At 71.9% G+C, this 12,158-nt stretch carries 11 protein-coding genes and 1 pseudogene; 4 read left to right on the forward strand and 8 right to left on the reverse strand.

The annotated features are described in order from the left end of the window. Window positions 1–19: 19 nt before the first annotated feature. Both ACFUN8_RS25070 and ACFUN8_RS25075 read right to left on the reverse strand, forming a co-directional pair. Window positions 20–808, reverse strand: a complete 789-nt coding sequence (locus tag ACFUN8_RS25070; protein WP_383641691.1) for an SDR family NAD(P)-dependent oxidoreductase — start codon at window positions 806–808, stop codon at window positions 20–22. Continuing rightward, the gene (locus ACFUN8_RS25075) at window positions 805–2,124 is read right to left on the reverse strand and encodes an enolase C-terminal domain-like protein (RefSeq protein WP_383641694.1); all 1,320 of its coding nucleotides are present in this window, start codon (window positions 2,122–2,124) and stop codon (window positions 805–807) included. Before ACFUN8_RS25075 ends, ACFUN8_RS25070 begins: the two co-directional genes overlap by 4 nt. A gap of 254 nt (window positions 2,125–2,378) precedes the next feature. Here ACFUN8_RS25075 and ACFUN8_RS25080 point away from each other — a divergent pair, with 254 nt between their 5' ends. Next, window positions 2,379–3,452, forward strand: a complete 1,074-nt coding sequence (locus ACFUN8_RS25080; RefSeq protein ID WP_383641697.1) for a PAC2 family protein — start codon at window positions 2,379–2,381, stop codon at window positions 3,450–3,452. A 90-nt stretch (window positions 3,453–3,542) separates the two neighbouring features. Here ACFUN8_RS25080 and mshC read toward each other — a convergent pair whose 3' ends face one another. The 4 genes from mshC to ACFUN8_RS25100 all read right to left on the reverse strand — a co-directional run bounded on the left by mshC (window position 3,543) and on the right by ACFUN8_RS25100 (window position 7,104). Then, a complete protein-coding gene (mshC, locus tag ACFUN8_RS25085) occupies window positions 3,543–4,772 on the reverse strand; it encodes a cysteine--1-D-myo-inosityl 2-amino-2-deoxy-alpha-D-glucopyranoside ligase (protein ID WP_383641700.1) in 1,230 nt (409 codons plus the stop codon). Between the two features lie 134 nt (window positions 4,773–4,906). After that, window positions 4,907–5,740, reverse strand: coding sequence for an SCO1664 family protein (locus ACFUN8_RS25090; RefSeq protein WP_383641703.1), 834 nt, complete (start codon window positions 5,738–5,740; stop codon window positions 4,907–4,909). Further along, window positions 5,704–6,294 (reverse strand): DUF3090 domain-containing protein, encoded by a 591-nt coding sequence (locus tag ACFUN8_RS25095; RefSeq protein WP_078078138.1) that lies wholly within the window; start codon window positions 6,292–6,294, stop codon window positions 5,704–5,706. Before ACFUN8_RS25095 ends, ACFUN8_RS25090 begins: the two co-directional genes overlap by 37 nt. A gap of 105 nt (window positions 6,295–6,399) precedes the next feature. Further along, window positions 6,400–7,104 carry a histidine phosphatase family protein gene (locus tag ACFUN8_RS25100; RefSeq protein WP_383641706.1) on the reverse strand — a complete coding sequence of 235 codons (705 nt, stop codon included), beginning with the start codon at window positions 7,102–7,104 and terminating at the stop codon, window positions 6,400–6,402. Window positions 7,105–7,225: 121 nt separating this feature from the next. Between ACFUN8_RS25100 and ACFUN8_RS25105 the strand changes: the two genes are divergently transcribed. Next, window positions 7,226–8,242 (forward strand): magnesium and cobalt transport protein CorA, encoded by a 1,017-nt coding sequence (locus tag ACFUN8_RS25105; RefSeq protein ID WP_383641717.1) that lies wholly within the window; start codon window positions 7,226–7,228, stop codon window positions 8,240–8,242. A 33-nt stretch (window positions 8,243–8,275) separates the two neighbouring features. Here the strand turns inward: ACFUN8_RS25105 and ACFUN8_RS25110 are convergent, their stop codons facing one another. Together ACFUN8_RS25110 and ACFUN8_RS25115 are read right to left on the reverse strand one after the other, a co-directional pair. Beyond that, on the reverse strand, window positions 8,276–9,061 hold the full coding sequence (locus ACFUN8_RS25110; RefSeq protein WP_383641709.1) for a ferritin-like domain-containing protein: 786 nt from the start codon (window positions 9,059–9,061) through the stop codon (window positions 8,276–8,278). A gap of 312 nt (window positions 9,062–9,373) precedes the next feature. Beyond that, entirely contained in the window at window positions 9,374–10,426 is a 1,053-nt protein-coding gene (locus ACFUN8_RS25115) for an LLM class F420-dependent oxidoreductase (protein ID WP_383641711.1), read from the reverse strand. A gap of 150 nt (window positions 10,427–10,576) precedes the next feature. Between ACFUN8_RS25115 and ACFUN8_RS25120 the strand changes: the two genes are divergently transcribed. Together ACFUN8_RS25120 and ACFUN8_RS25125 are read left to right on the forward strand one after the other, a co-directional pair. Beyond that, the gene (locus tag ACFUN8_RS25120) at window positions 10,577–11,560 is read left to right on the forward strand and encodes an aldo/keto reductase (RefSeq protein ID WP_383641714.1); all 984 of its coding nucleotides are present in this window, start codon (window positions 10,577–10,579) and stop codon (window positions 11,558–11,560) included. Continuing rightward, window positions 11,557–12,158 (forward strand): annotated as a pseudogene (locus ACFUN8_RS25125) (DNA helicase RecD); the annotation flags it as partial. The gene ACFUN8_RS25120 and the pseudogene ACFUN8_RS25125, both read left to right, overlap by 4 nt.

A 12,158-nucleotide genomic window follows, 5' to 3' on the forward strand; every position in this document is an offset into this window, starting at 1 on the left:
TCGGCTCAGGCTCACAGGCTCAGGGGGTGGCGGGACGCAGGCGAAGGCCCTGCATTCCTCCGTCTACCGCGAGTGCCGTGCCCGTGACGGCGGCTGCGGAGGGGCTGGCGAGATAGGCGACCGCCGCGGCGACCTCGTCCGCGCCGACCAGCCGTCCCGTGGGCTGGCGCGCTTCGAGGGCGGCGCGTTCGGCCGCCGGGTCGGGGGCCTGGTCGAGCAGGCGGCCGACCCAGGGGGTGTCCGCGGTTCCGGGGTTGACGCAGTTGACGCGGATGCCTTCGCGGACGTGGTCCGCGGCCATCGCGAGGGTCAGCGACTGCACCGCGCCCTTGCTGGCGCTGTACAGGGCGCGCTGCGGCAGCCCCGCCGTGGCGGCGATGGAGCAGGTGTGGGTGATCGAGACGCTGCCGGGCCGGTCGGCGGCGGCACGCCGCAGATGGGGCAGGGCGTGGCGCGCGGTGCGGACCATGCCGAGGACGTTGATGTCGAGGACGCGCAGCCATTCGGCGTCGTCGTTGTCCGCGACGGTGCCGATGGCGCCGATCCCGGCGTTGGAGACGACGGTGTGCAGGGCGCCGAACTCGGCGGCCGCCGCGTCGACCGCCGCGCGGACGGCGGCGTCGTCGGTCACGTCGGCCTTGAGCGCCAGGGTGCCCTCGGGGGCCGAGGCGATGTCGCGGTCGAGTACGGCGACGCGCGCGCCGCGCGCGAGCAGCAGGGTCGCGACGGCCGCGCCGATGCCGGAGGCACCGCCGGTGACGAGGGCGCTCAGGCCCGCGAAGTCTCCTGTGTCCTGGGCCGCTGTCATGAGTTGATCTCCTCGGTGGTGCGGCGGGCCTGCCAGACGGGCCCTTCGGGGTAGCGGTGGGCGGCGATCGACTCCGGGCGCATCCGCGCGGAGAAGCCCGGGGCGCCCGGCGCGGTGTACCGGCCCGAGTCGATCACCACGGGGTCGGTGAAGTGCTCGTGGAGGTGGTCGACGTACTCGATCACGCGGTCCTCCAAGGTGCCCGAGACGGCAACGTAGTCGAACATCGCCAGATGTTGGACCAGTTCGCACAGGCCGACTCCGCCGGCGTGCGGGCAGACCGGTTTGCCGTACTTGGCGGCGAGGAGCAGGATCGCCAGGTTCTCGTTGACCCCGGCGACGCGTGCCGCGTCGATCTGGACGAAGTCGACGGCCTCGGCCTGGAGCAGCTGCTTGAACACAACCCGGTTGGCGACGTGTTCGCCGGTGGCGACCTTGACCGGCTGGCCGGCCCGGACGGCGGCGTGGCCGAGGATGTCGTCGGGGCTGGTGGGCTCCTCGATCCAGTGCGGCTCGTGCGGGGCCAGCGCGGTCATCCAGCGGATCGCCTCGGCCACGTCCCAGCGCTGGTTGGCGTCGACGGCGATCCGGATGTCGGGGCCGACCGCCGCGCGGGCCAGTTTCATCCGCCGTACGTCGTCCTCCAGGTCGCCGCCCACCTTGAGCTTGATCTGCTCGAAGCCGTCGGCGACGGCCTGTTCGGCGAGGGTGACCAGCTTGGTGTCGGAGTAGCCGAGCCAGCCGGGCGACGTGGTGTACGCGGGGTAGCCCTCGGCGCGCAGCCGGGCGGCGCGCTCCGCGCGGCCGGGTTCGGCGGCGCGCAGGATGTCCAGCGCCTCGGCCGGGGTGAGGGCGTCGGTGAGATAGCGGAAGTCGACGAGGGAGACCAGCTCCTCGGGCGTCATACCGGCCAGGAACTCCCAGACGGGCAGGCCCGCGGCCTTGGCCGCGAGGTCCCAGGCCGCGTTGATGACCGCGCCCGCGGCCATGTGCATGACGCCCTTCTCCGGGCCGAGCCAGCGCAGTTGCGAGTCATGGGTCAAGTCGAGGTGGAGCGCGGCGAGATCGGCCGCGGTGCGTGGTGCCGGGCGGCCGACCACGTACGGGCGCAGGGCCTCGATGGCGGCGGCGAGTACGTCGTTGCCCCGGCCTATGGTGAAGCAGAATCCGTGGCCCTCGGCGCCCGCGTCGGTGCCCAGGACGACGTACGCCGCGGAGTAGTCGGGGTCCGGGTTCATGGCGTCCGAGCCGTCGAGCTGTTCCGAGGTGGGGAAGCGGATGTCGGATACCCCGAACTCTGTGACGGTCTGGCTCACTGCACGCCCCCTGAGAAGAACATCGGACCTCTTCGGTCATCCGATGTATAGCGTCGTTGACGGGTAAACGTCCAGTGGCGGAACGAAATTTACGGTCACAGCTCGGATGAATTCTCCGATTCCCGGATCGGCACCCCCCACCATGCCCAGCGACGTGGAAGTTCACCCGCGCATGCACGGGGGCTGCGGGCGGGTAGCTGAGAAGCCGTAAGGTTGGTCCGTACGTTCAGAGAACACTTCGGAAGGAGGCCTGGGTGATCGAGCTCGAGGGGGTACCCGAGCTGATCGACCCGGTCATGGTGGCCGCGTTCGAGGGCTGGAACGACGCCGGCGACGCCGCTTCCACGGCGGTCGGGCATCTGGACCGGGAGTGGAAGGGCGAGGTGTTCGCGGCGCTGGACGCCGAGGACTACTACGACTTCCAGGTCAACCGGCCCACGGTCTGGCTGGACGGCGGGGCACGGAAGATCGTCTGGCCCACGACCCGGCTCTCGGTGGTCCGGGTCGGCGGGGAGAAACCCCGTGACCTGGTGCTGGTCCGCGGCATCGAACCGTCCATGCGCTGGCGCTCCTTCTGCAACGAGATCCTGGGCTTCGCCCATGAGCTGGGCGTGGAGATGGTGGTGATCCTGGGCGCGCTGCTCGGCGACACCCCGCACACCCGCCCGGTGCCGGTGAGCGGCGTGACCTCGGACGCGGACCTGGCCAGGACGATGGACCTGGAGGAGACGCGGTACGAGGGCCCGACGGGCATCGTCGGCATCCTCCAGGAGGCGTGCACGCACGCGGGGGTGCCCGCGGTGAGCCTGTGGGCCGCCGTGCCGCACTACGTCTCGCAGCCGCCCAACCCGAAGGCGACGCTGGCTCTGCTGAACCGGCTGGAGGATCTGATCGGGCTGCGGATCCCGCTGGGCGAACTGGCGGAGGACGCGCGGGCGTGGCAGCTCGGGGTGGACCAACTGGCCGCCGAGGACAGCGAGGTGGCGGAGTACGTCCAGTCGCTGGAGGAGGCGCGGGACACCGCGGAGCTGCCCGAGGCGTCGGGCGAGGCCATCGCGCGGGAGTTCGAGCGGTATCTGCGCCGGCGTGACGGCGGTCCCGGTCAGACGCCCGGCGGGCACGCCACGGAGAGCGGCGAGGGCTCGGGGACGTATCTGCGCGACACATCGGGTCCGGGATCGGGTCCGGGTTCGGGTCCGGGGCGCGGCAGACCGCCGCGGGCGCCACGACCGGGGCCGGACCCGAGCGCGGAAGCCGGGCCGGGCGCGGGACCGGACCGGGAGCCGGGGACGGACACCGGAGACGACGAGGATTCCTCGGACGACTGAGCCGGACCGCGTACGACTGGGCAGTCGGTACGGAGAACGACGGACGGGCCGCACTGGTGCGGCCCGTCCGTCGTTTCCGTACGAGTGGAACTACAGCGCGACGCCCAGCAGCGCGTCGACCGTGCGGGACACCACTCCGGGCGCGCCTTCGTCCGTACCGCCCGTGGTCTCCTGAAGGGCGGCCCAGCGGTCGACGGCGGCCAGTGCCGCCGGGGCGTCCAGATCGTTCGCCAGCGCCTCGCGGACCTCGTCCACCAGTGCCTCGGCGGCGGGGCCGTCGGGCCGGGACACGGCGGCGCGCCAGCGGGCCAGCCGCGCCACCGCCTCTTCGAGCACCTGGTCCGTCCACTCCCAGTCGGCGCGGTAGTGGTGGGCGAGCAGCGAGAGCCGGATCGCGGCCGGGTCCACGCCCGCGTGGCGCAGGGTCGAGACGAAGACCAGATTGCCCTTGGACTTGGACATCTTCGCGCCGTCGAGCCCGACCATCCCGGCGTGCACGTACGCCTTGGCGAACGGGTACTCGCCGGTCAGCGCCTGCGCGTGCGAGGCGCCCATCTCGTGGTGCGGGAAGGCCAGATCGCTGCCACCGCCCTGGACGTCGAAGCCCATGCCGAGATGGTCGAGTGCGATGGCCACACACTCGATGTGCCAGCCGGGCCGGCCGCGGCCGAGGCTGCCGCCGTCCCAGTTCGGTTCGCCCTCGCGGGCGGCCATCCAGAGCATCGGGTCGAGCGGGTTCTTCTTGCCGGGGCGCTCGGGGTCGCCGCCGCGCTCGGCGGAGAGCAGCCGCATCGCCTCGGCGTCGAGACCGGAGACCTCGCCGAAGTGCGGGTCGGCCTCGACGGAGAAGTAGACGTCACCTTCCAGTACGTACGCGGCGCCGCTGTCGCACAGCCGCTCCACGAGCGGCACGATGCCGGGTATCGCCTCGACCGCGCCGATGTAGTGCTGCGGCGGCAGCATCCGCAGCGCCGTCATGTCCTCGCGGAAGAGGGCGGTCTCGCGCTCGGCGAGCCCGGTCCAGTCCTCGCCGTCGCGCGTCGCCCGCTCCAGGAGCGGGTCGTCGATGTCGGTGACGTTCTGGACGTACTGGATCTGCCGCTTGGTGTCGAGCCAGACGCGCTGCACGAGGTCGAACGCGTTGTAGGTCGCCGCGTGCCCGATGTGCGTCGCGTCGTACGGCGTGATGCCGCAGACGTAGATACGGGCGACGGGACCGGGGTCGACGGTGACGGGTCCACCGGTCGCTGTGTCGTGAATCCGGAGGTCGCGGCCCTTGCCGGGCAGGGCGGGGACGTCGGAAGCGGGCCAGGCATGCATGTCATGAGCGTAACCGGACGTTGCTTCCGGATACGAACCGGACCGGGACTGTTGTCCGGTTCGGCGCTCTTGCCTTATCGGCGGGTTGATGCGTGGGCCATGTTTCGGGAATGGCGCCGGGCGGCCCGGTGCGCTCAGACCGGCGGCCAGGGGATCGCGGGCCACTGGCCGGACGGTTTCGGATGGAGTCCGGTACGGCGCAGTTCCTGGACCCGGGACCGTACGGCCTCGGTCTCGGCGGGTGTGATCAGTTCGGCCAGCCGGGTGGCGAGCGGGGTGCCCTCGGCCAGTTCGCCGGCCAGCCGGTCCAGGACGGCCACGGCCTCGGCGGGCAGCGGCTCCCCCGCCCAGCCCCACAGCAGCGTGCGCAGCTTGTCGTCCACGTTGAAGGTGACGCCGTGGTCGATCGCGTACAGCCGGCCCCCGGCCTCGGGCAGCAGATGGCCGCCCTTGCGGTCGCCGTTGTTGATGACGGCGTCGAGGACGGCGAGCCGCCGCAGCCGGGGGTCGTCGGCGTGCACCAGCAGCGCGGTGCGGCCCTCGCCGACCTCGGCGAAGCCGATCGCCTTCCAGCCCTCGGCCGGCTCCTCCTCCTCGACCAGGGCGAGGAGTTGGGGCGCCGTGTCGCTCTCGTCGGCCTCGATCCACAGCTGGCACATGCCTTCGCCGTACGGGCCGTCGCGCAGCACGGTGGGCGGCACCAGACCCCAGCCGGTCACCTCGGAGATCTCGTACGCCGCGACCTCGCGCCGGGCGAGCGTGCCGTCGGGGAAGTCCCAGAGCGGCTGCTCCCCCGCGACGGGCTTGTAGACGCAGAGAGCCTCCTCGCCCTCGTACGACACGGCGCAGTGGAGAACGGCGTTGGAGGCCCCGCGGATCCGGCCCCGCACGGTCAGTTCGCCCTTGGTGATCAGATCCACCGCTGTCACGCTCATGCGTCGCGGCGGTATCCGTTCTGGCGCGGGCATACGTGTCCCTCCGGGTCGAGCGGCAGACTGCACAGCGGGCACGGCGGCCGACCTGCGTTGACCACGTCCAGGGCACGTTTGGCGAAGGCCCTCGCCTGGGCGCCGGACAGCCGGACGCGGAGCATCGGCGGACCGTTCTCCTCGTCCTGGAGCAGCCGTTCCTCGGCGTCGGCGAGGTCTTCGTCGGTGTCCGCGTCGAGTTCGACCAGGGCCTGGGCCTCGACGATCATGCGCTGTTCGTCACCGTCCCAGGCCAGGGCCATGGTGCCGACCCGGAACTCCTCCTCGACGGGTGCGTCGAGCGGTGCGGCGTCGGCGACGTCGGTGGGTGCCACGGCCGGGACGGGCGCGTTGCCGCCGGTACGGCGTACGACCTCGTCCAGCAGCTCATCGATGCGCTCGGCGAGCGCGGCGACCTGGGTCTTCTCCAGGGCCACGCTGGTGACGCGGCCCGAGGCGGATGCCTGGAGGAAGAACGTACGGCGGCCAGGCAGCCCGACCGTACCGGCCACGAAGCGGTCCGGCGGGTCGTAGAGGAACACCTGACGGGACACGTCCTGTCTCCCTTGGGAATTGACGGAATGGGGCGGGCCGGGGCGCCCGGAGGGTGAACCTCCGGGGTGGCACGGACGGCCCGTCCACCCTACTGCGCGCGGCGATCACGCCGCGCCGGTGCCACCGCCCACGACGGCTTCACCGCCGCTGTCCTTCTTTCCGCCCGCGCCGTTCTCACGCGGTGTCAGGGAACCGAGGTCTCCGGTGTCCCCCAGCCGCACCACGAACGGGCGCAGCCGGGTGTACCTGATGGCGGTGACCGAGCAGGGGTCGGCGTGGATCCGCTGGAAGAGGTCGAGATGCATACCGAGCGCGTCGGCCACCAGGGACTTGATGATGTCGCCGTGCGAGCACATCAGGAAGGCGGCGTCCTCGCCGTGCTCGGCCTCGACGCGGGCGTTCCAGTCCCGTACGGCGTCCACGGCGCGTGCCTGCATGGCGCGCATCGACTCGCCGCCGGGGAACGCGGCGGACGAGGGGTGCTGCTGCACGACCGACATCAGGGGCTCGTCGGAGAGTTCGGCGAGCTTGCGCCCGGACCAGTCGCCGTAGTCGCACTCGTTGATGCGGTCCTCCTGGTGCGCCTCGGTGCCGGGGCGGGCGTCGAGGAGTGGCTGGATCGTCTCCAGACAGCGCTGGAGCGGGCTGCTGACGACGGCGGCGAGCGGCAGGTCCGCGAGCCGTCCCGGCAGGGCGGCGGCCTGTGCGAGGCCCTGCTCGTCGAGCGCGACGCCGGGGGTACGGCCGGCGAGGACGCCGGAGGTGTTGGCGGTGGAGCGCCCGTGCCGTACGAGGATCAGGGTGGCCATGTCGGCCAGCCTAAACGGTGCGTCAAAGGGGGCGGCGGCCACCCGGACGGCGGTGGGCGGGCGGCCGGAGCGCGTGGAGCGGGTGCGGCAGACGTGCGTCAAGAGGCTCTGCCCGGGAAGAATGCACGGGGTGATCGTCGACCGTGCCATCTACCGCGACGGGCGCCGTACCGACGGCCCCGCCGATCTGTCCGACGCCCTCGCCGAGGCGCGCGCGAACGGGGACGCCTTCCTCTGGGTCGGGCTCCATGAGCCCACGGAGAAGGAGTTCGACCTCGTCAGCACCGAGTTCAGCATGCATCCACTGGCCGTCGAGGACGCGCTCAAGGCGCATCAGCGGCCCAAGCTGGAGGTGTACGACGACTCCCTGTTCATGGTGCTCAAGCCGGTGGTGTACGACTCCGACAAGGACACCGTCTCCAGCGGGGAGCTGATGATCTTCATCGGCGACTCGTTCGTGGTGACGGTGAGGCACGGCGAGGGCGCGCCGCTGCACGCCGTACGCATGCGTCTGGAGTCGGAGCCGCAGGTGCTCAAGCACGGACCCACCGCGGTGCTCTACGCCGTGAGTGACGCGGTGGTCGACCACTACATCGATGTGTGCGTCGAATTGCAGGTCGACCTGGAGGAGCTGGAGACGCAGGTCTTCTCGCCCGCCGAGGGCGGCTCCGGCCGGAGCCGCGAGGCGGGCGACCAGCCGGCGGCGGAGCGGATCTACACCTTCAAGCGGCAGGTGCTGGAGTTCCGCCGGGCGACCGGGCCGCTGGCGGCTCCCGTCTCGCGGCTGACGCGCGCCGGGGTGCCGTTCGTCCAGGAGCGGTCGCAGCCGTTCTTCCGGGACGTGGACGACCATCTGACGCGCGTCAACGAGCAGGTGGAGGGGCTCGACCGGCTGCTTTCGGACATCCTGGCCGCCCATCTCGCGCAGATGGGCGTGCGGCAGAACGACGACATGCGCAAGATCTCGGCGTGGGCGGCGATGGCGGCCGTGCCGACGCTGCTCGCGGGGGTCTGGGGCATGAACTTCCAGCACATGCCCGAGCTGAGCCAGGTGTGGGGGTATCCGGCCGCGCTGGCCCTGATGGTGGGCGCCGTGACCTTCCTGCACCGGCTGTTCAAGCGCAACGGCTGGCTCTGACGGGCCGGGAGACTTCCCGACCCGCCCTCGGGCTCAGAAGGCGGGGGCGGCGGTCGCCGGGCCGCCCAGCGCGTCCCGGCGCTCGGGCATGCTGAGGCTGACCATCCGCCGCCAGCCGCCCGCCCGCTCCGTCGCGTACAGACCGTGGATCCCCGCGCGCAGCAACGCCGCCTTGGGCCGGGACCAGCCGAGGACGCGGCCCATCTGGTCCATCACGGCGAGGCTCACGTCGCGGTAGACCTGGATCTCGGCGCGCGCGCTCTCCCGGAGCACCCGGTGGATGGTGCGGCCGTGACCGAGCCGGGCGAGGCGCAGCAACTCCTCGTGGCAGTAGGCCAGATGGTTGTCCTCGTCGGCGCTGATGATCCTGATGGCGTTGCCGACGAGCGGGTGTTCCCCGAAGTACCGCATCAGCATGTCCATCTGGTCGGCCGCGCGCTGTTCGGTCACCCGGCTGTGCGAGAGGTAGACGACGATGTCCTGCTCGGTCAGGGGGTCGTTCCGGCGCAGCTTGTCGTGGGTGAGACCGATGCCGCGCTGTTCGAGCAGCATCGTGTAGTCCGTGGCGGGCGGGACGTCGACCGGTTCCAGACCGCGCCTCTTCAGGAGGGCGTTGAAGATCCGGCCGTGTTTGTCCTCGTCGGCGCCGTGCCGGGTGATCTTGGGCGCGAGGTCCCGCATCCCTTCGGGCACCAACGAGGCGATACGGCCGTTCTCCCAGCCGCCCTGGGCCTCGCCGCTGGCCGCGATGGAGCAGAAGAGCCGGAAGGATTCGTCGTTGTCGAGGATTTCCTCGAACAGGCCTCGGGCCGAGAGCATCGGATGCCACCTCCATGCCGGTGTCCGCCGCAGACACCCGCACAAGGGAGTCAAATGCGACATCGGGGAAGAGGCAACAGCTCAGGGTCCGGACTCGGCCGATGGGAGGACGGGCGGGCGCACGTCCGTACGTATGCGGGCGCGCGTAACCGGGTGGGGGACGGGGCGTTGTGCTTCATGACGGCCGTGGCGGGGAAGACCCCCCGAGCCCCCACCACGGCCGCGGACTTCTGGGCCGGTCAGGTGCCTCTCAGGCCGCTGAGGCCACTCGGGCGCCCGAGCCTTTCGGGCCCCTCAGGCCACTCAGGTGACTCAGGTGACGAGACCGGCCAGCTCCAGGGCCTCGGTGCCCGCGCGCAGGGCCGCGAGGCGGTCGTCGAGGGTGAAGCCCGCCGGGGACAGCGTCAGCGTCGTGACGCCGGCCGCGTCGTACTCCTTCATCCGGTCGGCGATCCGCTCCACCGTGCCGAGCAGCGTGGTCGAGTCGATCAGCTGGTGCGGTACGGCCGCCGCGGCTCCGTCCTTGTCGCCGGCCAGGTACTTGTCCTGGATCTCCGCCGCCTCACGCTCGTATCCCATGCGCCCGGCCAGCTGGTTGTAGAAGTTCTGCTTACGGCTGCCCATACCCCCCACGTACAGGGCGGTGTACGGGCGGAACATGTCCGCCAGCGCGTCGACGTCGGCGCCCAGCGCGATCGGCAGTGTGGGGCAGACGTCGAATCCGTCCATGGTCAGACCGGCCTTCTCCCGGCCCGCGCGCAGGTGCCGCAGCGCGGTCTCCTCAAGATGTCCGGCCGAGGGGAAGATCAGCAGGGCGCCGTCGGCGATCTCGCCGGTCTGTTCCAGGTTCTTGGGGCCGATCGCGGCGATGTAGAGGGGGATGTGCTCGCGCTGGGGGTGGACGGTGAGCTTGAGCGGCTTTCCGGGGCCGCCGGGCAGCGGCAGGGTCCAGTGCTCGCCTTCGTAGGAGAGGCGCTCGCGGGACATCGCGCGGCGGACGATCTCGACGTATTCGCGGGTGCGGGAGAGCGGCTTGTCGAACTTGACGCCGTACCAGCCCTCCGAGACCTGCGGTCCGGAGACGCCGAGGCCGAGGCGGAACCGGCCGCCGGAGAGCGAGTCCAGCGTGGCGGCCGTCATCGCGGTCATGGCGGGCTGGCGGGCCGGGATCTGCAGGATCGCCGAGCCGATGTCGATGTTCTCGGTCTGGGCGGCGACCCAGCTCAGCACGGTGGGTACGTCGGAGCCGTACGCCTCGGCGGCCCAGCAGACGTCGTAGCCGAGCCGGTCGGCCTCCTGGGCGACGGCGAGGTTGTCGCTGTCCATGCCCGCGCCCCAGTAGCCGAGATTGATGCCGAGCCGCATAACCACTCCCTTACCGATCAGTAACGTCCCTGTGCCGGGACTCTAGCGCGTGCGCCGCGCATCCGTCAGGGGCGGCATCGGGGCTCTGCCGGGGGCGGGTTGTCCACAGGCTCACTGCGAGTGGGGCCCCGGCCAGTAATCTCAGCGGTCATGGAGCAGAGGCATCTCGGCCGTACCGGCCTGCGAGTGTCCCGGATCGGGCTCGGCACGCTGACCTGGGGGCGGGACACCGACGAGCATGACGCCGCCGACCAGTTGAAGGCTTTCTGGGAGGCGGGCGGCACCCTTGTCGACACCGCCGATGTGTACGGGGGCGGGGAGGCGGAGTATCTGCTCGGGCAGTTGGTGGAGAGACTCGTGCCGCGCCGGGATCTGGTGATCGCCACCAAGGCGGGCAGTGTGCCGGACCCGGACAGACGCTTCGACGGCTCGCGCGGGCATCTGCTCTCCGCCCTGGACGCGTCGCTGGAGCGGCTGGGCACGGACCATGTGGATCTCTGGCAGGTCCACGCGTTCGACACCGGGACGCCGTTGGAGGAGACGCTTCAGGCCCTCGACATAGCCGTGAGCAGCGGCCGGGCCAGATACGCGGGGGTGTCGAACTTCTCGGGCTGGCAGCTCGCCAAGGCGGCGACCTGGCAGCTGGCCTCGCCCGGGGTACGGACCCGGCTGGCCAGCACACAGATGGAGTACTCCCTGCTGCAACGGGGCGTGGAGCGCGAGGTGTTGCCCGCCGCCGTCGATCTGGGAGTCGGGCTGCTGCCCTCGTCGCCGCTGGGCCGGGGGGTGCTGACGGGCAAGTACCGGTACTCGACGCCCGCCGACTCCCGTGGCGCGTCGGAGCAGTTGGCGCCGTTCGTCGAGCCGTATCTCGACGAGCCGGCGAGTCGCATCGTCGACGCGGTGCTGACGGCGGCCGAGGGGCTGGCGACGACGGCGCTGGAGGTGGCGCTGGCGTGGGTCAGGGACCGGCCGGGCGTCGTCGCCCCGATCGTCGGGGCGCGCAACGCGCAGCAGCTCACGGCCGCATTGTCAGTGGAGAGCCTTAGGCTTCCCGACGAGATCTGCCAGGCGCTCGACGATGTGTCGGCGCCCGTGCACCGCTATCCCGATCAGGACTGGAGCACGCTGTGACTGTGCCTTCCCGGGGGACGCCCCCCGGATCCCCCGCGCCGGCGCCCGTCGCGGACCCGGCCACGGCGCCGGAGCCGGCTGCCGGGCCCGGCCCGTCGGAGGGCGGGGCGTCGCCCGAGGCCGGTACCGACGCGGGAACCGGCGCGGTGGGGGCCGCGGCCGTGGACGACGCGGAGGGCGAGCCGAAGTCCGCCGGGAACGGCACCGAGGACGGGGCCGCGGCAGCGCTGGGTGAGGACGGGAGCGCGGCGGCCGAAGGCGGGGACACGGCCGGGAGCGGCGACGGCGCGGCGGCCGTCGAGGACACGGCGGCGCAGTTGTCCGAGACCGAGGCCGAGATCGCCGCGCAGCGTGAGCTGCGCGCCCGGATCGCGCAGCGGAAGGCCGAGAAGGAAGGGCCCATCCCCGCGGGCGCCAAACTGAGCGGACAGGCGGCGGATCTGCTCGCCGCCGTACGGGCCATGGAGAGCGGTCAGGCGCCCCCACCCGCGCCGGTGGCTCCCGACGTCCCCGCCACCCCCGCCGTACCGGCTCAGAACCGGCCGCAGGCTCCCGAGCCCGCGCGTGCCGCGCCTACGGCCGCCACGGCCCCCGCGAC

The sequence above is a fragment of the Streptomyces sp. NPDC057307 genome, assembly GCF_042667665.1.
In the GTDB taxonomy this organism is placed as follows: domain Bacteria; phylum Actinomycetota; class Actinomycetes; order Streptomycetales; family Streptomycetaceae; genus Streptomyces.

What these genes read in the sequence shown, in the direction of transcription:
- ACFUN8_RS25070 (WP_383641691.1), bottom strand. Translation starts at nt 808, where the DNA reads ATGACAGCGGCCCAGGACACAGGAGACTTCGCGGGCCTGAGCGCCCTC.
- mshC (WP_383641700.1), bottom strand. Translation starts at nt 4,772, where the DNA reads ATGCATGCCTGGCCCGCTTCCGACGTCCCCGCCCTGCCCGGCAAGGGC.
- ACFUN8_RS25090 (WP_383641703.1), bottom strand. Translation starts at nt 5,740, where the DNA reads ATGCCCGCGCCAGAACGGATACCGCCGCGACGCATGAGCGTGACAGCG.
- ACFUN8_RS25100 (WP_383641706.1), bottom strand. Translation starts at nt 7,104, where the DNA reads ATGGCCACCCTGATCCTCGTACGGCACGGGCGCTCCACCGCCAACACC.
- ACFUN8_RS25105 (WP_383641717.1), top strand. Translation starts at nt 7,226, where the DNA reads ATGCACGGGGTGATCGTCGACCGTGCCATCTACCGCGACGGGCGCCGT.
- ACFUN8_RS25110 (WP_383641709.1), bottom strand. Translation starts at nt 9,061, where the DNA reads ATGCTCTCGGCCCGAGGCCTGTTCGAGGAAATCCTCGACAACGACGAA.
- ACFUN8_RS25115 (WP_383641711.1), bottom strand. Translation starts at nt 10,426, where the DNA reads ATGCGGCTCGGCATCAATCTCGGCTACTGGGGCGCGGGCATGGACAGC.
- ACFUN8_RS25120 (WP_383641714.1), top strand. Translation starts at nt 10,577, where the DNA reads ATGGAGCAGAGGCATCTCGGCCGTACCGGCCTGCGAGTGTCCCGGATC.